The sequence below is a fragment of the Chitinibacter sp. GC72 genome, assembly GCF_009760905.1.
Taxonomy (GTDB): domain Bacteria; phylum Pseudomonadota; class Gammaproteobacteria; order Burkholderiales; family Chitinibacteraceae; genus Chitinibacter.
The window spans coordinates 40,421-62,893 of the sequence record NZ_VIRW01000009.1 but is presented as its reverse complement, the minus strand read 5'-3'; the positions used below and the strand labels follow the sequence as shown (position 1 = coordinate 62,893).

Annotated in this window: 21 protein-coding genes; 6 read left to right on the top strand and 15 right to left on the bottom strand. The window is 53.7% G+C overall.

All coding sequences use genetic code 11. The features are described 5' to 3' along the window. Positions 1–7 precede the first annotated feature (7 nt). The 3 genes from FLS37_RS09605 to FLS37_RS09595 all read left to right on the top strand — a co-directional run bounded on the left by FLS37_RS09605 (position 8) and on the right by FLS37_RS09595 (position 3,938). Positions 8–1,144, top strand: coding sequence for a PilT/PilU family type 4a pilus ATPase (locus tag FLS37_RS09605; protein WP_157669674.1), 1,137 nt, complete (start codon positions 8–10; stop codon positions 1,142–1,144). Then, entirely contained in the window at positions 1,145–3,397 is a 2,253-nt protein-coding gene (locus FLS37_RS09600; protein ID WP_157669673.1) for a FimV family protein, read from the top strand. It begins immediately after the preceding gene. A 103-nt stretch (positions 3,398–3,500) separates the two neighbouring features. Further along, positions 3,501–3,938: an SMI1/KNR4 family protein gene (locus FLS37_RS09595; protein WP_198314567.1), complete on the top strand. Its 438-nt coding sequence runs from the start codon at positions 3,501–3,503 to the stop codon at positions 3,936–3,938. Between the two features lie 750 nt (positions 3,939–4,688). Here FLS37_RS09595 and FLS37_RS09590 read toward each other — a convergent pair. From FLS37_RS09590 to uvrA, 6 genes are all read right to left on the bottom strand, one after another. Continuing rightward, positions 4,689–5,033: a hypothetical protein gene (locus FLS37_RS09590; protein ID WP_157669672.1), complete on the bottom strand. Its 345-nt coding sequence runs from the start codon at positions 5,031–5,033 to the stop codon at positions 4,689–4,691. 219 nt (positions 5,034–5,252) lie between these two features. Further along, positions 5,253–6,341 (bottom strand): carbohydrate-binding protein, encoded by a 1,089-nt coding sequence (locus FLS37_RS09585; protein ID WP_157669671.1) that lies wholly within the window; start codon positions 6,339–6,341, stop codon positions 5,253–5,255. A gap of 1,048 nt (positions 6,342–7,389) precedes the next feature. Beyond that, positions 7,390–7,557 carry a hypothetical protein gene (locus FLS37_RS09580; protein ID WP_198314566.1) on the bottom strand — a complete coding sequence of 56 codons (168 nt, stop codon included), beginning with the start codon at positions 7,555–7,557 and terminating at the stop codon, positions 7,390–7,392. Between the two features lie 2 nt (positions 7,558–7,559). Then, positions 7,560–7,784, bottom strand: coding sequence for a hypothetical protein (locus tag FLS37_RS09575; RefSeq protein ID WP_157669669.1), 225 nt, complete (start codon positions 7,782–7,784; stop codon positions 7,560–7,562). A gap of 13 nt (positions 7,785–7,797) precedes the next feature. After that, the gene (locus FLS37_RS17155) at positions 7,798–7,923 is read right to left on the bottom strand and encodes a ParB N-terminal domain-containing protein (protein WP_157669668.1); all 126 of its coding nucleotides are present in this window, start codon (positions 7,921–7,923) and stop codon (positions 7,798–7,800) included. Positions 7,924–8,277: 354 nt separating this feature from the next. Beyond that, positions 8,278–11,136, bottom strand: coding sequence for an excinuclease ABC subunit UvrA (gene uvrA / locus FLS37_RS09565; RefSeq protein ID WP_198314565.1), 2,859 nt, complete (start codon positions 11,134–11,136; stop codon positions 8,278–8,280). Between the two features lie 305 nt (positions 11,137–11,441). Between uvrA and FLS37_RS09560 the strand changes: the two genes are divergently transcribed. Both FLS37_RS09560 and ssb read left to right on the top strand, forming a co-directional pair. Then, a complete protein-coding gene (locus FLS37_RS09560) occupies positions 11,442–12,806 on the top strand; it encodes an MFS transporter (RefSeq protein ID WP_157669745.1) in 1,365 nt (454 codons plus the stop codon). Then, a complete protein-coding gene (gene ssb, locus FLS37_RS09555) occupies positions 12,807–13,316 on the top strand; it encodes a single-stranded DNA-binding protein (protein ID WP_157669667.1) in 510 nt (169 codons plus the stop codon). It begins immediately after the preceding gene. 405 nt (positions 13,317–13,721) lie between these two features. Here the strand turns inward: ssb and FLS37_RS09550 are convergent, their stop codons facing one another. The 7 genes from FLS37_RS09550 to FLS37_RS09520 form a co-directional block, all read right to left on the bottom strand. Next, on the bottom strand, positions 13,722–14,498 hold the full coding sequence (locus FLS37_RS09550) for an SDR family oxidoreductase (protein ID WP_157669666.1): 777 nt from the start codon (positions 14,496–14,498) through the stop codon (positions 13,722–13,724). Between the two features lie 48 nt (positions 14,499–14,546). Continuing rightward, positions 14,547–14,942: a MerR family DNA-binding transcriptional regulator gene (locus FLS37_RS09545; RefSeq protein ID WP_157669665.1), complete on the bottom strand. Its 396-nt coding sequence runs from the start codon at positions 14,940–14,942 to the stop codon at positions 14,547–14,549. 197 nt (positions 14,943–15,139) lie between these two features. Beyond that, positions 15,140–15,394 carry a hypothetical protein gene (locus FLS37_RS09540; protein WP_157669664.1) on the bottom strand — a complete coding sequence of 85 codons (255 nt, stop codon included), beginning with the start codon at positions 15,392–15,394 and terminating at the stop codon, positions 15,140–15,142. Continuing rightward, positions 15,378–15,941, bottom strand: coding sequence for a sigma-70 family RNA polymerase sigma factor (locus tag FLS37_RS09535; RefSeq protein WP_157669663.1), 564 nt, complete (start codon positions 15,939–15,941; stop codon positions 15,378–15,380). Before FLS37_RS09535 ends, FLS37_RS09540 begins: the two co-directional genes overlap by 17 nt. A gap of 10 nt (positions 15,942–15,951) precedes the next feature. Then, the gene (locus tag FLS37_RS09530) at positions 15,952–16,731 is read right to left on the bottom strand and encodes a DNA-binding domain-containing protein (RefSeq protein WP_157669662.1); all 780 of its coding nucleotides are present in this window, start codon (positions 16,729–16,731) and stop codon (positions 15,952–15,954) included. Then, positions 16,728–17,570 carry a DUF692 family multinuclear iron-containing protein gene (locus FLS37_RS09525; protein ID WP_232522558.1) on the bottom strand — a complete coding sequence of 281 codons (843 nt, stop codon included), beginning with the start codon at positions 17,568–17,570 and terminating at the stop codon, positions 16,728–16,730. Before FLS37_RS09525 ends, FLS37_RS09530 begins: the two co-directional genes overlap by 4 nt. A gap of 90 nt (positions 17,571–17,660) precedes the next feature. Beyond that, positions 17,661–17,903 carry a DUF2282 domain-containing protein gene (locus FLS37_RS09520; RefSeq protein ID WP_157669661.1) on the bottom strand — a complete coding sequence of 81 codons (243 nt, stop codon included), beginning with the start codon at positions 17,901–17,903 and terminating at the stop codon, positions 17,661–17,663. A 148-nt stretch (positions 17,904–18,051) separates the two neighbouring features. Here FLS37_RS09520 and FLS37_RS09515 point away from each other — a divergent pair, with 148 nt between their 5' ends. Further along, on the top strand, positions 18,052–18,315 hold the full coding sequence (locus FLS37_RS09515; RefSeq protein WP_157669660.1) for a TfoX/Sxy family DNA transformation protein: 264 nt from the start codon (positions 18,052–18,054) through the stop codon (positions 18,313–18,315). Positions 18,316–18,321: 6 nt separating this feature from the next. On the opposite strand, the gene FLS37_RS09510 is transcribed toward FLS37_RS09515, so the two are convergent. Together FLS37_RS09510 and FLS37_RS09505 are read right to left on the bottom strand one after the other, a co-directional pair. Then, on the bottom strand, positions 18,322–19,332 hold the full coding sequence (locus FLS37_RS09510) for a two-component system response regulator (RefSeq protein WP_157669659.1): 1,011 nt from the start codon (positions 19,330–19,332) through the stop codon (positions 18,322–18,324). Further along, positions 19,329–22,364, bottom strand: a complete 3,036-nt coding sequence (locus FLS37_RS09505; RefSeq protein WP_198314564.1) for a PAS domain S-box protein — start codon at positions 22,362–22,364, stop codon at positions 19,329–19,331. Before FLS37_RS09505 ends, FLS37_RS09510 begins: the two co-directional genes overlap by 4 nt. Positions 22,365–22,473 lie beyond the last annotated feature (109 nt).

Here is a 22,473-nt window from a genome sequence, read left to right as displayed (position 1 = left end):
GTGAAAAATGGAAAAAGAACAAGCAGCCAAGTTTATGCACGATTTGCTGCGCCACATGCGCAGCAAAAATGCCTCGGATTTGTTTATTACGGTGGATTTTCCGCCTGCAATGAAGATTGATGGCCGTGTAACACCGGTGTCGAATCAGATGTTGACCGCCCAGCACACCAAAGAGCTGGCGCGGGCGATTATGAACGACCGACAGTCGGAAGACTTTGAAGCCAACAAGGAATGCAATTTCGCGATCAGCCCCGGCACGATGGGGCGCTTCCGGGTGAATGCCTTTATGCAGCAAGGCCGGGTTGGCATGGTACTGCGGACGATCAACTCCGAAATACCCAAGCTCAACGAGTTGAATCTGCCGCCGGTGCTGGAAGACATTGCTATGACCAAGCGTGGCCTGGTGATTTTTGTCGGCGGTACAGGCTCGGGTAAATCGACTTCGCTAGCGGCCATGATTGGCCATCGCAATGAAAATGCATACGATCACATTATTACGATTGAAGACCCGATCGAGTATGTGCACGAGCACAGAAACTCGATCATTACCCAACGCGAAGTCGGTGTGGACACCGATTCATGGATGGCTGCGCTGAAAAACACGCTACGCCAAGCTCCGGACGTCATTCTGATCGGTGAGATTCGTGACCGCGAAACAATGGATTACGCGATTGCTTTTGCCGAAACCGGCCACTTGTGCATGGCCACGCTGCACGCCAACTCGTCCAATCAGGCGCTGGACCGGATTATCAACTTTTTCCCCGAAGAGCGCCGCCAGCAATTGCTGATGGATTTGTCGCTCAACTTGAAAGCTTTTGTTTCGCAACGTCTAGTGCCGCATGCATCGGGCAAAGGCCGAGTTGCTGCGGTTGAAGTCATGCTCAACTCGCCCCTGATTTCCGAGCTGATCTTCAAGGGTGAAGTTCACGAAATCAAAGAAATCATGAAAAAATCCCGCGAGCTGGGAATGCAGACATTTGATCAATCCCTGTTTGATTTGTTTGAAGCGGGCTGGATCACTTATGAAGATGCATTACGAAACGCCGACTCGGTCAATGATTTGCGTCTGCAGATCAAGCTGAATGGTTCGGATGCGAAACAGCGTGATGTGTTGGCAGGGCTTGACCATTTGGATATCGTTTAGGTGATGGGCGCTGTTTTGACCGAGTTGACGACTGCCAAATCTAGTTCTGTTTACCTGCTGCGACAGATTGCTGTGGCGCTGATGGCTGCGCTTACCCTTTCATCCGTGCAGGCGGCCATGCTGGGCGAGATCAGCGTGCGCTCGGCCTTGGGCGAGCGCTTTAATGCCTCGATTACTGTGGCTGCAGCGGAAGACGAAGAACTGAATGCCAACTGCTTTCGCCTGGTGTCACCCCAGGATGAAAATGCCTCCGGTGTTTTGCGTCGTGCCCGCCTGGTCTATCAGTACGAAGTAGGCGGCGGTCGTCTGCTTATCCGTGGCGAAGAAAGCACCAGCGAGCCTTTGGTTACGCTGGGCGTCAAAGTCAAATGCCCTGGCGAAGACGAGCGGGTTTTTCAGCGGGACTACCGGATTTTCCTTGATCCGCCGGAATATCGCTCGGGTGTAACGCAGCAAGCTACAGACACGGTGCTGCCCACTGTAAAAAACACGATCCGGCGCAAATTACCCGCGCTCGGTGGGAGCTGGCTGAGCGAAGAAGGTGATTCGGTTGCCAAGATTGCGGCCAGCTATTATCCGCGCGATAAAGCACGCCAGCAGGCGATGATCGAAGCCATTTATGATCTGAACCCTGATCTGCCACAGAATACCAACGCGCGCTTGAATGGCGATTGGCGTATCCAGCTTCCCATGCCGCAGCAAAAAGCGACTCCGGTTCCCGCGCCGTTGATTCCTGCCCTGCAATTTGATCTGCCCGCAGCTAAACCACTGGAAAGCCTGCCGCGTTTGAGCCTGGAAAGCGAGCCATCCACTCCCAATAGTGCGAACTTGGCACGCGGTTCGGGCGAATTCAGATTACGTCTGTCCGAAATCAATCTTGATACGCAAAGACCCAATACGCTGACCCCGGAGCAAACGCTGCAGTTGCGTGAGCGTCTGCTCTCGCTTGAGTCGGATGATCAGGCCGCGCAGATGCTGCAGCTGAAATATCAGGTGACCGAGCTGGAAAAGCAGCTAGCCAGCCTGAGAAATGGTGGTAGCAAAAGTAGCGATGAGCAAGTGGATGAAGATACGGCGAAAACAGCTGATTCCGCTCTGGCGGGCTGGCTGTGGCCTTTGCTGGCGCTGTTGCTGATTCCGGTGCTCTATTTGGGCTGGCGTCGCTGGCAGGAACGAAATAGCGAGCCGGATGAACTATACACCGTGATTTCGCCATCCACCGCGTATTTGCGCACCCAATCACGGCTTGATTCTAGCGCCGGCTACGCCCAGTCGGTGGCCTTTGGCGGGCTCGATACCCAGCAGATTGGCACGCCGATTCACCGTGATCAGAACGAAGAATGGCATAGTGAAGACATGGACGTGGTCTCTCCGGGCAATGTGACCGAAGAAGCCCAATTACTGCTTGATCACGGCCTAGTACCGCAGGCGGTCAATTTGCTGAGTCATGAAATCCAGCAATTTCCAGCAGCCCTTGCCTTGTGGATGAAATTATTCGAGATTTTCCAGCGTAATGGCATGCCAGAGGCTTTTCAGGAAAAAGCGGTGGCATTCCGGCTGCAGTTTGCCAGCGATGCCCTTTGGAAAAATGTGCAGGAGCTGGGCTTGTCCATCGACCCCGCCAATCCTTTGTACCAGTCGCTTGATCTGAATAACGAGCCTCAGCTCCTGCCAGAAGAGCCACGCTTTGCCAAGAATGAAGATCTGGCCTTTGCCAGCGCCCTTCACGCCGGAGCGGGGCTGGATATGCCCGATGAAGTGGCAGTTCTGGAGTCGCCTCCCGCGCCGTCTACGCTCCAGACCGGGCATGAGTTCGACTTTGACCTCGATAGCAGCACCACCCAAGTGGAGTATGAAGCGCCGACTTTTGAGCTGGTCGCTGACGTTCCGCAGGATACGTCGGGCGTCAATGACACGACCCAATATCAGGGCGGTAGCGCACTTGATGCAATCGCCGCCACCGAAGTGGACGAGATTCAGATTGATGCCGTTGAGACGGTCGACGAAATCGAATTAAGTCCGCTGGCGCCTGCGATGCCATCGCCGCTGGAGCCGGTGATACCAACTTCGACAGCCGGTATTTTTAAATCCGACGACCCGGCCTTACAGGAAATCGCCCGCTGTATCGAAAACGGCCAGCGCAAGGAAGCTTTTGCCCAGCTTGAAGAAATGCTCTACAAAGGCACCATGCCGCAACGCCTGACCGCCTCCAAGTGGCTGGACAAATTGCTGGGGATGTTCGGTAGCAATTAATTCATTGGCGCTTGGTTTGCCGTAAGTGATGAAGTTGCGCGATTGCGTGTGCAAGATTGATCATCAGTAAAAAGGCCTTGGATTCGTCCAAGGCCTTTTTGTTTTGCTTACATTGATTTCAACTTCATGGCTCAACAACAAGCCTTTTAATCTAGATGAAAAATACATCCAGGCGGCCGAGCTGGCGCTAGGCGCCGCGCTCCCAGAGTCTTACCGCCTTGCCATGCAAAAAGAAAATGGCGGCAGTATCGAGGTCTCTGGAGATGTATGGCAGCAATATCCGATTGCAGATACATCGGAGCGAAAACGTCTTGTGCGTAGCTGCAATCACATCATTAAAGAAACGGCTTTTTATCGCGACTGTGGTTTCTTCCCTGATCAGGCGGTTGCCATCGCAGGCAATGGCTGTGGTGACCAGCTTGTTTTTATTCGCACAGATATTGAAGATAATGAATTTTCTTCTGCCGTTTATATCTGGTCGCATGAATCGGGTGAGTTAGAACTGGTGGCGGATGATTTTTCGAATATCAAATTTGGATGAGTCGTGATCGCCTGGCGAAATCGGAGAGCAGAGAGGCATAACGCATGCAAGATACCAAATGACGCGGCATAAGCCTTCCGATTTTGCTTTGCTCTTTCGGAGCTACGGGCGCTACTTAGTGTTTGGGTATATCAACCAAACTAACAGCAGAATTGATCTCCAGAGTAATACCATGGCATGTATGTGAAAAATCGTCAGTTTGCATGAATTTATAACGATTGCATGGCCTGCTGGCGCAGGCGGTGAACCGGCCGTTTCGCCGGCCAGACGAGCAAGGGACGGGTCTTGCTCCGTCCCTTGCAACCCTCGCGCGCCCGATCGCCGCGAAACCCCGCTTGAAAAAGCCACGGCGAGGCGCCGCTTCAACTCGCCACGCGCTAACGTCGCGTGGCTCAAACACAACGCGGCTTAAAACCTCGTCGTAACTTTTTCAAACGGCGCGGCTCCACGGGCAGGCCGTGCTAAATACCATGGGTGTTTATGCGCCAAAGCAAAACCACAGCAGCAGAAAATATCTAGCGTATTTATTCGGTGCAATTCGCTAAGTTCAGTGCACCCTACGGGGTATGTTAATACAGATCAATTTGAGGCTGATCTTTAGGGTTAAACCATGGCATGTATACCCTGAAGTCGTTGGTCTGCACCAATTCCCCTACAGCTGCGCCGAGCACGGTAGGGGCGATTAGCATAGCGTAATCGCCCATTTGATGTTTCGCCGCGAAGTCTCCGATTACGCTGCGCTAATCGGAGCTACGAGGTCTCGATCAAACGGTCGATCTCGCCGTGGGTATTGCTATACGCCTGAAAATAGGCGACCCAGAGCGTGGTGCGCGGGTAGCGGCGACGTAGAAACTCCAGCCCTGTATCGAGCTGTAGGCCAATATTGTTGGGGTTCTCACGCGCATACTGCGGGGTGAAGCCGGCGTTATTGCAAAAAGTGCAGCCCAGTTGGCCTTTTGTGCCATCCCGATTCGGGCAAGTAAAATCCGCCGCCACCGACACCTTCTGCACCCGCCCGCCATATTTGGCGTGGCTAATATCAATCCACGACGAAAAGCGGCGTGGGTGCAGGCGGAAGGAATTGGCGTTGAACATCGACGTTACACAAGCTCATTGAGGCATTAACCGATTTATACCGCAGCGGTTTTGTGGGGGTATTGATGTTGGTCTATAAATTAGCGCCGCGGTTGCTGCGCAAATTGGAGCTATAAGCGCTGTAAAACTGCAGATTAAGAGCTTGATTTGAATCGAGTTAGCGATAAAAAGCCTCAATCTAGTCAGGATTGAGGCTGTGTTGGCTGAAGTCAGAAAGGATTAGTCACGTAGTGGAAATGGCTCGGTCGGATGTATGGTTGATGTCATGTAACCATTGTGACCATACATGGAGCTTAGATTCGCAAACGCAGTAAGTTTAGTTGGTCTGCATTGGCTATCTGCGGTACAAGCCCATACGCTGTAAAACGCCCCCACGCCATTGCTTAGGCTGCCATTGTAAGTCAAGGTAAATGGAGTGCTATCTTTCAAAGATCCTGTCGCACTCCAATACATACCGGGCAGGCAATTGCTGTCTGCTGTTTGGCATTGAACTGCACTCACCGAAAATTCAGTCAGGCGGCCAATCGCCAAACCATTTTTTCGTACTTCGATATACGATGGTGCTGCTAAATTAGGTTTAGCGGGCATTACATTGATCTTTAAGAACCAATCCGCACCTTGAGCTTCAAGCTCTAATGCTGCGCTAAAGCGTCCCATACCCGCGGCAGGTAAGGCATCATTAGTGACTTGCCACGCACCCCATTCATTGCTACCAGGTATTTCGTTTTGATTCCACCACCGCGCCTGCCAGACTTTATTGTCGTAAATCGCTTTGGCATTGGCTTGATAGATTTGGCTGGCATCCCATGCGCTTAATTCAGCATTGCTGGCTTTGAGCCAAGCTCCTTGTGCTGATGAGCCTGGCACTTCACCTTGTGTCCACCACTGAGCGGTGTACTCGCTACCTTGCCATTGCACCTTATTGCCTTGCTGGTAGATGGTGTCGCTGCTCCATTGTGGCGCTGTGCTTGCAGGCAAATTACCTAAACCAATCGCTTGCATGTCGCTATCGGATAAGGAATGAACAATCGACTTATTAAGCACTGTAGCCGTTCTGTATGCTACACGCATCTCATAACCCCAAGTTCCATCTGGTTTCAGATATGGGTGAGGGCAGCTGTAATCAGAGCCAGCGGTCGTGAGTTGGGGCATAAAGCCTAATTTATGTTCGTCATTGGCGAGATTATTTGGGTAAAGATTTAATGAGGGTGGGGGAGCAACGCAGGTTGCTTGCGCAAGGTGCGATGTGAGTAAAGTGGCTAAGCTGAGCCCGAGTAGTTTGAATCTTAGCGGTGTTGGATATTCCATGGTGTGTCTCCATCCATTGGCTGGTTCGTCAGCCTTATGCTTATTGGGGAAAACCCTAGTGCTGCTAGGGTGGCTAACGTTGTCATGCTTTTATGGGGATGACAATAGGAATTAGTTTTTCAGCTGCAAAGCGTTGTATTTGAAACAAAAATTAGTTTTTGCGTTATGTACCGCTCGCCATCGGCTCAGTCAGACAAGCACTTCTTAAGTCGTGCCCAATCTCCTCCCGAACGGCCCGGCTCCACGGGCAATTTGTTCTAATTGGCAGTGGGGGTATGTCCACTAGAGCCAATCAAGGAATAATTTTCAGAGCAACACTACGGCAGGTATATACATAAATCGTTGGTCTGCGCTAATTCCCCTAAGTTGCGTCGAGCGAGTATGTGGTGGCTGTTTGGCTATGGCATAGCCTGCTGGCGCAGGCGGTGAACCGGCGGTTTCGCCCGCCGGACGAATCAGGGGCAGTCTTGCCTTGCCCCTGATAACCCTAACGCGCCCGATCGCCGCGAAACCCCGTTCGTCCAGCAATTGGCAAGGCGATGCGGCAAACTCGCGTTGCACTAGCGTCGCAACGCTCAAATAGCCGCATCTTAAAACCTTGCCAACCGCTTCCCGAACGGCGCGGCTCCACGGGCTTCTCGTCCAAATTGGCTGTAGTTGTAGGGGCGGCTTCAGCCGACCTCACTGCAATGGCATGGGTATATCAATGAAGGTTAATTTGAAATTAGCCTTCAGGGCTACACTGCGGTAGGTATGTGCCGCGGCGCATAGCCGCCAATCCGTGGTGGATTACAAATTGCAGGCAAATAAAAACCGCCGTGGCAGGCGGTCTTGAGGTTTTATGCAGGTGGCGTAATGCCTTCGGCGATTACGCCCTACTGCGCTGAGAAATGCTTGCAAACCGGGAGGGGGCCATATACGGAGCTATGCGGGCTCAAAACACATCCCTATTAATTTTTTCGTAAAAACAATTGCCAGGCAATGATGTATTTTTTTCAAGAAAGTTACCATAATTATCAAAAAATGAAGCCAGCCTGACTTTGTTTATCTAATTTAGTTTTTCAATAAAGATATCAACTGCATTTGAAGAAAAAACCCCAATATCCGCATGAAAAAATTGATAATCATAAAAAGAATAGGCTAGTTTCCGCCACAGAGCCAAATCTGCCAGATAAGGCAGGCAAGCTTCTACCTGAAAATAAGTGATCATTTCCATTCTTAAATTAATGGAAATAAGTATTTTTTTTCCAAAGCAAAGCGGGTCAGATTTATTTTTTCAAAAGTATCAAAAAAATCTCTAGCCTTGAAAATTTCACCTATACCTCTACGGCTGTTCCCCTCATAGAAAAATGCTACCGAAGAGCCAAATTCATCACTAAAATTTCTAAGGACTGGCTCAACTCCAGGAGGAACTAAAGAAAAGTTAAAGCTCTCTGCGCCCATTTAAACTCCTTAGTTATTTACTAATAACAACACCGACCTTGCCTAATCCAGTTTGTATTGCAGCCCACCACCTATGGTGCCCATTCAATATCATCAACTCTCCGTTTTGCATCTGTTTAGCTGTAATTGACTCTGACAATTTACCATTCTCTAAAAAGTAATTTCTATGCTTCTTTCATCTCAAAAAAGAACTCTCTAACACTGTCGTCTAGCCCGCTTAGATAGGAAAATTCGTCACTCAAAGAGACGCTTGTCTTTAGACGGTAATTGATTGATTTAATAGTTTCAATTTTATGTTTATCTTTTGCTTAACGTTCTACCCAATTGAAAAGTCATGTAGGGCGGGTCAAGACCCGCGCTGAGCTGTTGTTTAAATCAATCGCCTAAATTGGCGGGTTACGCCTTCGGCTAACCCGCCCTACGCTGGTGCTGTATGGGTATATGTCTGCAGTCCAATCTAATAATTGACTATAGCCATATACCCATAAACCAATTACTCCCGCGCTATCCCCAGCGCCCTCGCCAAATACAGCCCCGTATGACTGGCCTTATTATGCGCCACATCTTCCGGCGTGCCGGTGGCGACGATTTGGCCGCCGCCTGCGCCGCCTTCAGGGCCCAGATCGATCACCCAATCCGCCGTTTTGATTACATCCAGATTGTGCTCGATCACCACCACAGTATTGCCGTGGCTGGATAGGCGTTGTACGACTTTGAGCAGCAAATCGATGTCGTGGAAATGCAGGCCGGTGGTTGGCTCGTCCAAGATATACAGCGTGCGGCCGGTGTCGCGTTTTGAGAGTTCGAGCGCGAGTTTGACGCGTTGCGCTTCACCGCCCGATAGCGTCGTCGCGCTTTGGCCGAGGCGGATGTAACCGAGGCCGACGTCGAGCAGGGTTTGTAGTTTGCGCGCCACGGTGGGTACGGCGCTGAAGAATTCGAGCGCGTCTTCAACGGTCATATTCAGCACTTCAGTGATGCTCTTGCCTTTGTATTGCACTTCCAGCGTTTCACGGTTGTAGCGCAGGCCGTGGCAGACGTCGCACGGCACGTAGACGTCGGGCAAGAAGTGCATTTCCACCTTGATCACGCCATCGCCCTGACACGCTTCGCAGCGACCGCCTTTGACGTTGAACGAGAAACGCCCCGGGCCGTAGCCGCGTTCGCGTGCAACGGGTACGCCAGCAAACAGCTCGCGGATCGGCGTAAATAGGCCGGTGTAGGTGGCGGGGTTCGAGCGCGGTGTGCGGCCGATGGGTGATTGATCGACGTTGATGACTTTGTCGAAATGCTCCAAACCTTTTACTTCGCGGTACGGCGCTGGCTCGCATCCGGCGCCGTTCAAGTCGCGCGCGGCGATACTGTACAGCGTGTCGTTGATCAGCGTTGATTTGCCCGAGCCCGATACGCCGGTGATACAAACCATCAGGCCAACAGGCAATTCGAGCGTGACGTCTTTTAGATTATTGCCGGTCGCGCCGATCAGGTGCAGCCAGCGCTCTGGATCGGGCACGCGGCGTTTTTCCGGCTGCGCGATTTTGCGTTTGCCGGTCATAAACTGGCCGGTGATCGAATCGGGGTTGTTGAACACTTCTTCTGGTGTGCCAACGGCGATCACTTGCCCGCCGTGCACGCCCGCGCCGGGGCCCATGTCGACCAGATAATCGGCGGCGCGCATCGCGTCTTCGTCGTGCTCGACGACGATGACCGTGTTATCCAAATCGCGCAGGTGCATTAGCGTGCCGATCAGTCGGTCGTTATCGCGCTGGTGCAAGCCGATTGATGGCTCGTCGAGCACATACATCACGCCGGTTAGGCCGGAACCAATCTGGCTGGCCAAGCGAATCCGCTGCGCTTCGCCGCCCGATAGCGTGTCGGCGCTGCGCTCTAGGCATAGATAATCGAGGCCGACGTTAACCAAGAAGCCCAAACGCTCGCTGATTTCTTTAACGATTTTTTCGGCAATCTGCGCCTTGCTGCCTTCTAATTCCAAGCTTTGGAAAAAGTGGAGTGTGTCTCGCAAAGCCAATCTAGATAGGGCATGCAGGTTGTTACCCCCTACACGTACATGGCGGGCTTCTTTGCGCAAGCGTGCGCCGTCGCAAACGGGGCAGACTTGGTTGTTTTGGTATTTGGATAATTCTTCGCGTACCGACATGGAGTCGGTTTCGCGGTAGCGGCGCTCTAAATTGGGGATGATGCCTTCAAAGCTATGCACGCGCTCGAATTTGCTGCCGCGCTCGTTCATATAAATAAACGCAATTTCATCAAAGCCCGAGCCGAACAGGATGATATTTTGTAATTTGCTATCAAGCTCTTCCCACGGCGTGGCGGTGTCAAAGCCATAATGCGCCGCCAGGCTGGTGAGCATCTGGAAGTAAAACTGATTGCGCTTATCCCAGCCCTTGATCGCGCCAGCGGCGAGGCTGATTTCGGGGTGCGCGACGACGCGTTTTGGATCAAAAAAGGTTTTTTGCCCCAAGCCATCACAGCTTGGGCAGGCGCCCATGGGGTTGTTGAACGAGAACAGGCGTGGCTCGAGTTCGGGCAGGCTGTAGCTACAGACCGGGCAGGCAAATTTGGCCGAGAACCAATGCTCTTTGCCCGAATCCATCTCCACCGCAATCGCGCGGCCATCGGCGTGGCGCAGCGCGGTTTCAAAACTTTCGGCCAAGCGCTGCTGCAAATCGGCACGCACTTTCAGCCGATCGATGACGACTTCAATCGTGTGTTTTTTGTTTTTGTCGAGTTTGGGCGTTTCGTCGAGCTCGAATACTTCGCCATCAACGCGCACGCGGACAAAGCCTTGTGCGCGCAGCTCTTCAAATAGGTCGGCATTTTCGCCTTTTTTGCCGATCACTACCGGCGCGAGCACCATCAGTTTGGTGTCCTCGGGCAGCGCGAGTACATGGTCGACCATCTGGCTGACGGTCTGGCTTTGCAAGGCCTGATTGTGCTCGGGGCAGTAGGGCGTGCCGACGCGGGCGAAGAGCAAACGCAGGTAATCGTGAATCTCGGTGACGGTGCCTACCGTGGAGCGCGGATTATGGCTGGTGGCTTTTTGCTCGATCGAGATTGCGGGGGAGAGGCCCTCGATCAAATCGACGTCGGGCTTTTCCATTAGCTGCAGGAACTGGCGCGCGTAGGCGGAGAGCGATTCGACATAACGGCGCTGGCCTTCGGCGTACAGCGTATCAAACGCCAGCGATGATTTGCCCGAGCCGGAAAGCCCGGTAATCACCACCAGTTTGCCGCGCGGCAAGTCGATATTGACGTTCTTCAGGTTGTGCGTGCGCGCACCGCGAATACGGATCATCGGTTGGTCGGGCGCAAACGAAGCTGGGCGATACATGGCGTTGTCCGGCGATTAAATAGCCTTCGATTGTAGCGCTTTATGCAGTGGCTTGATAGTACATAGTACGTTTGTTCACCGTGCGCTTGCGGGGGCTGGCGGTGCCGGTAGAGGGCTGAAGAAATGAGGTATGGGGTATTGCTTTGTGGCGCTTTCTAGCTATTGCCTACATGGTAATACCCTGTTTAATTCAAATAAAAGCCGCATGAAAAGTGGCGATGCGGCGCAATCGGGTAAAATGGGCGGCTTGATGACGTGGTCCGTGTTTTCGCGGGTTGCGGGCCAGCCGGATGTAATGCGAGATGATGAGTAAACTGGAATTGCGCGCCGCCAGTGGTTTGGCGGGTTTGTATGCCTTGCGGATGCTGGGCATGTTTTTGATTTTGCCGGTGTTTGCCGTATACGCGGGCAAAATGCCCGGCGGTGAAAACCATGCGCTGGTCGGGCTGGCTTTTGGTGCCTATGGCTTGACGCAAGCCCTGCTGCAATTGCCATTCGGTATGTGGTCTGACCGGGTTGGGCGCAAAAAGGTGATTTATATCGGGCTGGCGCTGTTTGCGCTGGGCTCGATCATGTGCGCGCTGGCCGACCATATTATCTGGCTGATTCTGGGCCGGGCCGTGCAGGGCGCGGGGGCGATCTCGGCGGCGGTGACTGCGCTGCTGGCCGATCTGACGCGCGAAGAAAACCGTACCAAGGCCATGGCGATGGTGGGGGCCAGCATTGCCACGACGTTTGCCGTCTCGCTGGTGGCAGCGCCCAAGCTGGCGCAATGGATAGGCCTGCCGGGGATTTTTCTGCTGACCGCGGCGCTGGCGGTGTCGGCGCTGATTGGCGTGTGGAAGGTGATTCCCAATCCGGCCATCAGCCGCTTTCATTCGGATGCCGAGGCCAATACATCCCGCTTGCCGCTGGTGTTGCGTCACCCGCAATTATTGCGCCTTAACTACGGCGTATTTGCGCTGCATGCAGCGCAAATGGCGATGTTTACCGTGATGCCGCTTTTGCTCAAAGACATTGGCGGGATTGATGTGGCACATCACTGGTATGTGTACCTGCCGGTGGTGCTGGTCGGCTTTGTGCTGATGGTGCCCGCGATTATTTACGGCGAGAAAAAGCGCCATCTGAAAGAAGTTTTCGTGTTTGCCATTGCGCTGATGTTGCTGGCGCAGCTGGGCATGACACTGTGGCTGCCCAGCCTGACGGCGATTGTGCTCTGGCTTGGGGTTTATTTTATCGCCTTCAATATTCTGGAAGCGACGCAACCTAGCCTGATTTCCAAAATCGCCCCGACCGCCGCCAAGGGCACGGCGATGGGCGTTTACAATACCTGCCAGTCGGCCAGTATGTTTATGGGCTCGGCCCTGGCTGGCTGGCTTTACCAGCATTACAACAGCGCCACGCCGGTGTTTGCGCTGTGTACGGCCTTGATGGCGATCTGGCTGCTGGTGGCCTGGGGCATGCAGCCACCGCTGCCGGTGAAGAGCCAAATGTTTCACATTGGCGAAGATTGGTCGGGCAATGCGGCCGAACTGTCTGCTAAACTAGGCGCCATTCGCGGTGTAAAAGAGGCCGTGGTATTAATTGAAGAACGTGTTGCCCTGCTCAAAGTCCTGCAAGACGGCTGGGATGAAGCGGCAGCACAACAACTGATTGCGGAGACCAACTAAATGGCATCGTTAAACAAAGTGTTGCTGATCGGTAACCTGGGCAAAGACCCTGAATCTCGTTTCCTACCGAGCGGCGGCGCAGTGTGCAATTTCTCAATTGCCACCACCGAGAGCTGGAAAGACAAAAACACCGGTGCCAAACAGGAAAAAACCGAATGGCACAACATCACTATGTACGGCCGCCTGGCTGAAATCGCTGGTGAATACCTGAAAAAAGGCAGCCAGGTTTACATCGAAGGCAAACTGCAAACGCGTAAATGGCAAGACAAGCAAACCGGCGCAGACCGCTACACCACTGAAATTATCGCTGACGAGATGAAAATGCTCGGCGGCCGTGCAGGTGGCGGCATGGGTGGCTCGCAAGGTGCTCAGGGTGGCTACGGTGGTGATGATTTCAATCAGGAATACAGCGCCCCAGCAGCCCCACGCCAGGCCCCACAAGCCGCACCACAGCCAGCAGCACGCCCGGCAAAAAGCTTTGACGACTTTGAAGACGACATCCCGTTCTAATCGTCAGCTTGCAATCAACCGAGGTGGCTAAAAACACGCTTTTGTCTCCTCCTGTGGCACTGCAGATCTTGTGCTACTTAAAGAAAGCCCATGATTCGCGTGCTTGCTTCAAACCCAGCAAAATCAGATCGTTTGTACGACACAGCAAACTTTGCTCGATTGACTAATTTCTGACGATGGTAGCTGGATCTACTTCATGAGGTTAAAAATGAAAGGCCGCAAAGCATTCGCTTGCGGCCTTTATTTCATTGCAGCCAGAACATCAATGCCTTGGCCCTAGCAGACAGACAAGATCTTTTTTTGGGCTACTTAAATCAAAGTGCCACCACTTTGCCTGATACAAAGAAAAGCCCTGAGTTTCCTTTACACATCACGCTTGTCAACCTAAAACCATTGGATGAAGAATCAAATATTATGCATGGCCTTATTGTAGAGATGCAGTACACACGTCTTAGGTAACAAGCGATTTAAAAAGACGTAGAGTTTATTTTCAAAAGTCGGAATCTCGCGTAGCTGCCCTTTGAACAAAGCCCTTAGGCCAATTCGCGCCACGGTTGCAGGCGAGATCCTGTGTTTGGCCGCAAAGGTGCCACTCCCATTCCGAGCAAGATCACGACCATTCAATTTAAAAAATCCCGTATCGGTGCGGCCTGGCGACAAGACCATCAGATGAACACCGAGCGGCTTCATTTCCATTGCAAAAGCTTCAGTAAAATGCGCTACAAAGGCTTTGCTCGCAGCATAAGCCGCCATGAAGGGTTGGGGCTGGTATGCTGCCGTTGAGGCCACATTCAGAATGTGGCCGCCACCTTGCTGGCTCATCCGCCATGCAAAATACCGACTCAGTTTGAGAACGGCTGTTTGATTTACCGCCAGCATGGCATCAACGGTTGTTGCCGATAATTCAAGGCATTTGCCATACAAACCGAAACCCGCATTATTGATGGCTACATCAATTTGCCCTGGGTATTGCGCTAGCTCAGCGAGCAAGCGATCTTGCTGTGCCAGCTCGGCCAAATCGGCCACGATCGTATGGCACACGTTCGGCAGCGTTTTTTGTAGCTCACTGAGCTTGCGGGCATCTCGCCCATGAATAATCAATGCGTAGCCTTGCTGTGACAATTGCTGCGCCATCGCCAAACCAATACCGGAAGTTGCACCAGTGATAAAGGCCGTTTTCATATTGGGTTTTCCCATAAACTGAATCGAGCCATCAGCATAAACTCTCCCCTAAAGAGGAGAGTCAAGCGGGTTTTGCAAAGATTGCAGCAAACATTGATTATGTTGAATCACACTTTGCTCTAGCAGTGCCAATCCATTGAGCATGCCATTGATTTGCTCTAGTTGAGTCGTGAGCGCAGCACGTTTAATCCCGATTTCGTTTCGCAATAAATCGATCGGCACTAAGCCTTGCTGCGTTTTGGCTTGCACTATCGTTTGCAACTCAAGCAATGTAAAACCAAGGCTTTTGGCCAAGGTGATCATGCCCAAAACCGGCACATAGCTCTGATCGTATATGCGATATTGCCCCTTTCGGGCCGGGACTTTAATCAAGCCAATCTCTTCATAATGCCGAATGGCCTTAATACTCAGACCTGTGATTTTGGCTAACTCACCGATGTACATCTTGCTCCCCGCTGCTGAGTTTTGAGCGAAGCGTTGATTCTACTTCGTACGGAAAGTCGAGCGGCCAACTGATTAAGCCATCAATGAAGAGGGAGTGTCTGCGTTGGCCGAACCCTAACCGCTCTGGGCGAGGGGCATTGATTGGTCTTTGGGACGCATCTTCTCGGTCAATCCAAGACTATCAATTACCAATCCCTTCAGTGCTCGTCTTGCGTGCCCAGTTGCTGTGCGATGCGTTCGCGCACGTCTGCGGGGAGCGGATGGTCGGCGTGTTCGGCTTCGGCGGCGGATTGCTGTGCCAGCCATTGACGGATGGTTTGCAGTTGTTGCTGGTTGCGGCGGCAGTGTTTGCAGATCATCAGGTGCAGGCCTAGGCCGATTTTGCGGTAGCGGCTAATTGGCTCTTCAGGGGCGAGTGTGAGCATATAGCTGACTTCACGGCAGTTCAACATGGCGGCCTCCTTCGCTTAGGCACTGGCGCAGGCTTTGGCGTGCGCGGTACAGCAGTTGGTACAGATTGGCGCTGCTGATGCCCAGCTGCGCACAAACCTGCTCGGCGGGCTCGTCGTTGAGCTCGCGTAGCCAGAACAATTGCGCCATGCGGCGCGGCAAGCGGGCCAGACAGGCGTCGATTTGCTGTTTGATCTGCTTGCTGTCAAGCAGCCGTGCCGGGTCGTGCCAGTCTTGCGGTGGCACAGCCCAGTGGCCTTTTTGATCGAACAGATCGTCTTCGCCCACCGTTTGCCATTCCATCTGTTCGTCGTCCAGCTGGGTGACTTTTTGCTGGGCGCGGAATAGATCAATGATTTTGAATTTCAAAATGCCAATCAGCCAGGTGCGCGGGCTGGATGCGCCGCTGAATGCGGCGCTCTGCTCAATGGCGGCCAGTAAGGTGTTCTGCACTGCTTCTTCGGCCAGATGCGGGTCGCGCAGGCGGCGCAGGGCAAAGCTGTAAAGTACATCGCCATGTTCGGTCAGCCAGTTCAGTGCTTGCGTCATTGCGCGGCTCTTATGCGTGGGGTGGGGGTGTATCTTCGCAAACTGTGCCGCTGCGGTCTGCTGCGCAGACCAGTTGTTGCTGAAATAACCACAACAGCGCCTGATTGATGTCGGTGTGCTCGTCCACCGCCAGCGCTTGCTCCAGTGCATCGCCCACGCTGCTCCGCTGTTGCAGCGCGCTAAAAAAAGCCCATTGCCCGTCGCTAACGGTTTGCCATTGGTAGCGGCTGATCATGATTTTCTGCCCGCCAGCGTCCAGATTGGCGCTTGGGCCACCAGCGTGCATGGCCAGAATGTCGGCGATGGGCCAGCTGGCCGAGGCCACCAGCTGCATGGCGGGGTGCAGCTGCAGGCGATAGCTGGCAAAGTCGTCGCTGGCGACAAAAGCCAGTTGATCGGCGGCCAGCTCTGGCGCATCGGGTGCCAGCCAGGCTTGCCAGCGTGCCCAATCGAGCTGCGCCACATCGGGTAGATAGGGCAGGGCGGCGGCGGGGGCAAATTGCGCGATGAAGCCGGGGAATTCGCCGCCCATCTCGTGCAGATTGGCCGAGGTGGCCGGGATGCTATCGACGTATTCGCGCGCCATGGCGCGAAAAAAATCAGCCCCCAGCAATTGCTCGACGGTGCTAAATGTCGCTTGCAGCGCTGCAATGCGGTTCAGGCGGCAATTGGCACGGTAGTGCCGCATCCTGTGCGCAAAGTGCAGGCCGCTGGCCGCAGGCGGCTGATCGGTGTCGTCTTCATGATTGAGCACCTGGGCAAATGCGCTGATGGCCTGAGCGTAGTTCATTTATACACCCCGCAGGTATTGGCTTGGGGCTTTTTTATCATCTGCTCTAGCTGCATATACTCCTGGTGCAAATCGGCAAAGCTTCCCAGCTGGGTATCGCGCTCAAGCAAGACGGGTTTGTGCCCCCAGCGCTGCAGGGCGTTGCCCAGCAGCTGACAGACTTCGGTGCTGACTGCTGCGCCGTGCGTATCGACGGCCGTGCCTTCAAACCATTCAAACCCCGCAATATGAATCTCTTCAACCAGCTCGCCCGGTATCCGGGCTAATTCGGCTTCGGCGTCCAGCCCTAGATTGAGTGTATTGACGTAAAAATTGTTCACATCCACCAGCAGGCCGCAGCCGGTACGCCGGGCTAGCTCGACCATCAGCTCGGCCTCGGACATGATTTCTTCGGCAAAGCCAACGTAGGCCGAGACATTTTCAATCAGAATGGGGCGCCGCAGCGCATCCTGCACCTGCATGATGTGGCTGGCCAGATGCTCGACCACACCTTGCACACGCGGTACGGGTAGCAAGTCGTTAAAATAGCGGCCAGCAAAATGATTCCACGCCAGATGTTCGGAAATGGCTGAAGGCTCGACACGCTCGGCCAGCTGTTTAAGCTGCGCCAGATGCCGAGCATCCAGTTCGCCCAGCCGCCCCAGCCCCAGCCCGACGCCATGCAGGCTGAGCGGGTAATCGCGGCGGATTTGCAGCAGCTGCGCCACCGCTTGCCCGCCGCCAAAATAATTCTCGCTATGCACTTCCCACCAGCCAACGTCCGGGCGGGTTTCTAGCACGGTGGGCAAATGGGGAGAGCGCAAGCCCAGTCCGCTCAGTTGGGGTAGTGTGGTTTTCATAGGGTATATCTTGCTAGGCTAATTGGAATGTAACTTGGGTGGCAATACCATTGGGTGTATATCCGGTATTGCCCCCGATCTGCTTCGCGCTTACATTGGTTTGAGCGAGCCCTTCATCTCGACGCAGGTGCCTGCCGCAACGTATTTCCATTCTTTGCCATTGTTGTCGCTTTTGGCTTGCCCAGCGCAAGCGTGGCCGTTGGCCGCACAATCGTTTTTGCCTGCTTTGGCAACGCCATAGCATTTTTCCTTGTCGGCAGCGAGGGCTGTACCGGAAACACCGGCAGCCAATACAGCGGTCAGGGCAGTGCTCAGGATGAGTTGTTTATTCATGATCGTTTGCTCCAGAAGTGGTTTAAGCGACACCATGATTGGCGTCTGATGCTTGGTCGGATAAGGTGATGGCTTTCTGACAGGGACTGGCAAATTTTTTTGCGCCCCTCATAGATTAGTACGCGAAATGAACATCGTCTGAGGCAAAGTGGAAATCGCCAAATTGAAAGGCCTAGGGCCGAAAAGCCAGCAGATGCTGGCGCAGATCGGCATAGAAAATGCGGCGCAATTGCTGGCGGCTGATCCGTTCGAGCTATACGCCCAACTGCAGCGTCAACAGCGAGGGGTATCGCTCAATCTGCTGTATGCCATGATAGGCGCACAGGAAAACTGCCCCTGGCAGCAGATCAAGCGCGAAAGAAAAACTGAGATTTTATTGCGGCTGGACGAGATGGGCTGCGCGCCCGATTAAGCGGCTTTATCTTTGCAGCATCTCTTTTTCAAATGTCAGGCTATCCTGTTCTTCCCATTTATTTTTCAGCGCAATCAGCGCGTCCAGATTAGCCATAAAGGCCTCCACTAGCCTTGGGTCAAAATGCGTGCCCGAGCCGCGCTGGATTTCGGTGATTGCGGAATCCAAGCTCCATGCCTGTTTGTACGGGCGCTTGGTGGTCAGTGCATCAAATACATCGGCCAGTGCGACAATGCGCCCGGATTCCGGAATTTGTTCGCCCGAGAGCCCTGATGGGTAGCCGCTGCCGTCCCACTTTTCATGGTGGGTCAGCGCGATTTCAGCGGCCAGCGCAAACAGCGGCGAGTGGCCGCGGCTGAGAATCAGATGGCCGATCTGGGCGTGCGTTTTCATAATCTCCCATTCGTCCGGCTCCAGCGGGCGGGCGGCTTTCAATATGCTATCGGGAATGCCGATCTTGCCGGTGTCGTGCATCGGTGCCGCCAATTCGATGCGTTCGGCCATGTCTTCGTCCCAGCCGATGGCGCGAGCCAGAAAGCCGCTATATGCCGCCATGCGCCAGATATGCTGGCCCGTATCGTTATCATTAAAATGCCCGGCCATTCCCATCATGTAAATGGTTTCCCGCTGGCTGTCTTCCAGCGATCTGGCGCGCACCAGCGACAGATGGGTTTGAATGCGGCGCAGAACCACGGGGCCCGAAATCGGCTTCTGGATATAGTCGACGGCGCCCACATCAAAGCCGCGTGCTTCGTCCTCGTATTCGCACATGGCTGTGATGAAAATCACCGGTATTTCGCGCGTTTCTTTTTGCTGCTTCAAGCGGCTGCAGACTTCGTAGCCGTCCATCTCGGGCATCATGATGTCGAGCAAAATCAGGTCGGGCAGATAGCGCGACGCGGCTTCCAGCGCCTTTTGGCCATCGGTGGTGAAGTAGAGCTGAAAATGGCTGCGCAATATTTGCCGCAAAACTTGCAGATTATTGGGCTCGTCGTCGACGATCAGGATTTTTTTCATGTTGTCAGCCCCAAAGTTTCGCCCAGTGTAGCCAGGTGGGCTTGTGCGGCATTGAAATCAAACGATTCGAGCATCCGTGACAGTGGTGCCACCTGTTCCGAGGGCAAAAATTTGCGCAAATCTTTCAGCAGTGGCTCGACCGTATCCGGGTTAAGCTGGGCTAGCTCTTCCTGCAGCCGCTTCATCAGCTCGCGAACCTGCTCTGCATCATAGCAAGCGGTTTGTTCTTCGGCCTGCTCGCGCTGCACATGCGTTTCAATCGACGTAATGGCCTGCTGCATGGCTTGTTCCAGCTGCGTCAGTGTGCGCAGATCCAGCGTGTTTTCGCTGCTCTCGCCTGCGGTGAGCAGCGGCTTGACCTGAGCATCCAGCTGGCAAACCAGATTAAACACCTGGCTCAGATAAAGATTGCCCGCCATGCCCTTGAGCGCGTGCAGCAATCGGTAGGCATCGCCATAATCGGGCGGGTTGCGCCCCAGTGCAGAGCCCAGCGCAGCCATCGTATTGGCCTGCTGGCGTGAAAACAGCAGCAAGGCGTCTTCATAGATTTGCGGGTCTTGCCAGACGGCCAGCGCTTTTTTCAAATCGACAATGTCGGCCAGCTCGACAAATTCCTTGGCCAGCGGCTCAAGCATCGGCACCATGGGCGATGCGCTGGTATCGCGCACGATACCCAAATTGGCCGGGGCGATTTCTTCCATCGCCCGGAACAGCATATTGAAGTCAATCGGCTTGCCTTCAACAAAATTCATGCCCGAGCCAAGGCAGCGCACATGGTCTTCGTGCAATACGCTGGCGGTGAGTGCAATAATCGGGATGGCGGTTTTATTGTGCGCCGCTTCGTAAGCCCGGATGCGGCGGGTGGCTTCCAGCCCGTCCATATCCGGCATCATCACGTCCATCAGGATGATTTCATAACCGCCCCGCATCATGGCCTGCACCGCTTCGCGACCGTTTTTTACCCAGTCTACCCGGTGGCCTTGCTGCGAGATGCGCAGCAAGGCCAGCGAGGCATTGGTTTCCAAGTCTTCGGCCAACAGTACATTAAACAGGCGTGGCGAGATATAGGCTTCGTTGAGCAGGCTTTCATCTTCATTAAAACAGCGCTGCTCGGTGCTGATGGCGGGCAGCCTGGCGGTAAAGTGAAAGGTCGAGCCTTGTTTCCAGAGGCTTTCAGCCCAGATCCGGCCTTGCATTTGTTCAACAATCTGCTTGCTGATGGTAGTGCCCAGCCCGGTGCCACCAAAATTGCGCGTGGTGCTGGCGTCTGCTTGAGAAAAAGCGTCAAAAACTTTGGCCAGCTGCTTTTCGGTCATGCCGATGCCGGTGTCACTGATTGAAAACTGCAACATGTCGGGCTCTGGCCCTGCCATGACCAGCAAGCCGATTTCGCCCTTATCGGTAAACTTGATTGCGTTACCCAGAAGATTAAGTAAAACCTGCCGCAGCCGGGTTGGGTCGCCCATCACTTTCATCGGCGTATTGCTGGCGACCTGACATTGGTATTTGAGGCCTTTTTCCTGCACTTGCTGCTCGATGGTGTGCTGCAAATCACGCAGGACATTGGGCAGATGAAAAGGGATGTCCTCCAGCGTAAATTTTCCGCTTTCCAGCTTGGAAATATCCAGTACATCATTAATGATGCCCAGCAATGAGCGCGAGGCACGCAAGATGGTTCTGACATGGCCCTGCGTGGCTTCGCTCAGCGTCTCATCCTGCAGTACAACTTCGGCAAAGCCGATAATCGCGTTCATCGGTGTGCGAATTTCATGGCTCATATTGGCCAGAAAAGCCGATTTGGTATGCGCGCCAGCTTCGGCGTCTTCTTTGGCCTGCTGCAACTCGGCGGTGGCGCTGGCCACCATTTCGGCCAGCCGGTCGCGGTGCTTGAGTAATTCGGCTTCGGCTTTTTTGCGCTCGCTGATGTCGACAATAATGCCGACAAACATCGGCTCTCCACCCACTTCCATGCGCCCGACCGACAGGTGCATTGGAAAGGTAGAGCCGTCTTTTTTACGCCCCATGACCTCACGCCCTTTGCCGATGACATGCGGATTGCCTTCGCGCAAATAGCGTGACAAATAGCCGTCGTGTTCGGACTGATAAGGTTCGGGCATCATGATTTTGATGTTTTGCCCCAGAACTTCTTCGCGGGCGTAGCCAAACAAGGCTTCGGCTGCCGGATTGAACGAGCACACCTGACCGATTGCATCAATGGTGATAATCGGGTTAATCGCTGTATTCAGAATGGCACGGGTGGTTTCCAGGCTATTGGCCAGCTCGGCTTCGGCGGCCTTGCGCTCGGTCATATCGACAATAATGCCAACAAACATCGGCTCGCCACCGATTTCCATGCGGCCTACCGACAAATGCATGGGGAAAGTCGAGCCATCCTTTTTTCTGCCAACAACCTCGCGCCCTTTGCCAATCACGTGCGGATGCCCTTCGCGCAGATAGCGTGCCAGATATTCGTCATGCTCGGAGTGATAGGGCTGCGGCATGATGATTTTGATGTTCTGCCCCAGAATTTCATGGCTGTCATAGGCAAACAGCTTTTCTGCCGCCGGATTGAAAGAGCACACAATCCCTTTGGCATTGATGGTGATAATCGGGTTGATCGCCGTGGCCAGAATGGCTCGGGTGGTTTCCTGGCTTTGCAGTAAATCAGACTCGATACTTTTTTGTTCGGACAGCTCGACAATTGAGCCGACAAAAACCCGTTCGCCACCCAGCCGCACTTCATTAACCGCCAGCCAGATCGGAAAACTATGCCCGTTACGGTGCAGGCCCATGACTTCACGCCCCTGACCGATAATGCGCGGCGCGCCTTCCTGCCGATAGCGACCCAGGTACTGATCATGTTCGCTTTGGTAGGGCGCTGGCATCAGCATGGAGATATTGCGACCCAGCACATCGGCCTGGGTGTAGCCAAAAATACGCTCGGATACAGCATCAAATGAGCAAATCAGTCCCTGCTCGTCAATCGTGATCGTGCCTACTGCGCTAATGCTGGAGCGTGGGGCTGTGGTCATGATCTTTCCTTTTTGAAAGTACGCAGCCAAGAGAGTTTTGGAAGTTAAGTTCTTCATCACAGACAATTTTTTTCATGTTTTCAAGTCTGTAAGCGATGGCTGGTTGTGC

What these genes read in the sequence shown, in the direction of transcription:
- FLS37_RS09585 (WP_157669671.1), bottom strand. Translation starts at nt 6,341, where the DNA reads ATGGAATATCCAACACCGCTAAGATTCAAACTACTCGGGCTCAGCTTA.
- uvrA (WP_198314565.1), bottom strand. Translation starts at nt 11,136, where the DNA reads ATGTATCGCCCAGCTTCGTTTGCGCCCGACCAACCGATGATCCGTATT.
- FLS37_RS09520 (WP_157669661.1), bottom strand. Translation starts at nt 17,903, where the DNA reads ATGAATAAACAACTCATCCTGAGCACTGCCCTGACCGCTGTATTGGCT.
- FLS37_RS09505 (WP_198314564.1), bottom strand. Translation starts at nt 22,364, where the DNA reads ATGACCACAGCCCCACGCTCCAGCATTAGCGCAGTAGGCACGATCACG.
- FLS37_RS09575 (WP_157669669.1), bottom strand. Translation starts at nt 7,784, where the DNA reads ATGGGCGCAGAGAGCTTTAACTTTTCTTTAGTTCCTCCTGGAGTTGAG.
- FLS37_RS09560 (WP_157669745.1), top strand. Translation starts at nt 11,442, where the DNA reads ATGAGTAAACTGGAATTGCGCGCCGCCAGTGGTTTGGCGGGTTTGTAT.
- FLS37_RS09535 (WP_157669663.1), bottom strand. Translation starts at nt 15,941, where the DNA reads ATGACGCAAGCACTGAACTGGCTGACCGAACATGGCGATGTACTTTAC.
- FLS37_RS09510 (WP_157669659.1), bottom strand. Translation starts at nt 19,332, where the DNA reads ATGAAAAAAATCCTGATCGTCGACGACGAGCCCAATAATCTGCAAGTT.
- FLS37_RS09530 (WP_157669662.1), bottom strand. Translation starts at nt 16,731, where the DNA reads ATGAACTACGCTCAGGCCATCAGCGCATTTGCCCAGGTGCTCAATCAT.
- FLS37_RS09545 (WP_157669665.1), bottom strand. Translation starts at nt 14,942, where the DNA reads ATGTACATCGGTGAGTTAGCCAAAATCACAGGTCTGAGTATTAAGGCC.
- FLS37_RS09580 (WP_198314566.1), bottom strand. Translation starts at nt 7,557, where the DNA reads ATGGAAATGATCACTTATTTTCAGGTAGAAGCTTGCCTGCCTTATCTG.
- FLS37_RS09525 (WP_232522558.1), bottom strand. Translation starts at nt 17,570, where the DNA reads ATGAAAACCACACTACCCCAACTGAGCGGACTGGGCTTGCGCTCTCCC.
- ssb (WP_157669667.1), top strand. Translation starts at nt 12,807, where the DNA reads ATGGCATCGTTAAACAAAGTGTTGCTGATCGGTAACCTGGGCAAAGAC.
- FLS37_RS09605 (WP_157669674.1), top strand. Translation starts at nt 8, where the DNA reads ATGGAAAAAGAACAAGCAGCCAAGTTTATGCACGATTTGCTGCGCCAC.
- FLS37_RS09590 (WP_157669672.1), bottom strand. Translation starts at nt 5,033, where the DNA reads ATGTTCAACGCCAATTCCTTCCGCCTGCACCCACGCCGCTTTTCGTCG.
- FLS37_RS09540 (WP_157669664.1), bottom strand. Translation starts at nt 15,394, where the DNA reads ATGTTGAACTGCCGTGAAGTCAGCTATATGCTCACACTCGCCCCTGAA.
- FLS37_RS09550 (WP_157669666.1), bottom strand. Translation starts at nt 14,498, where the DNA reads ATGAAAACGGCCTTTATCACTGGTGCAACTTCCGGTATTGGTTTGGCG.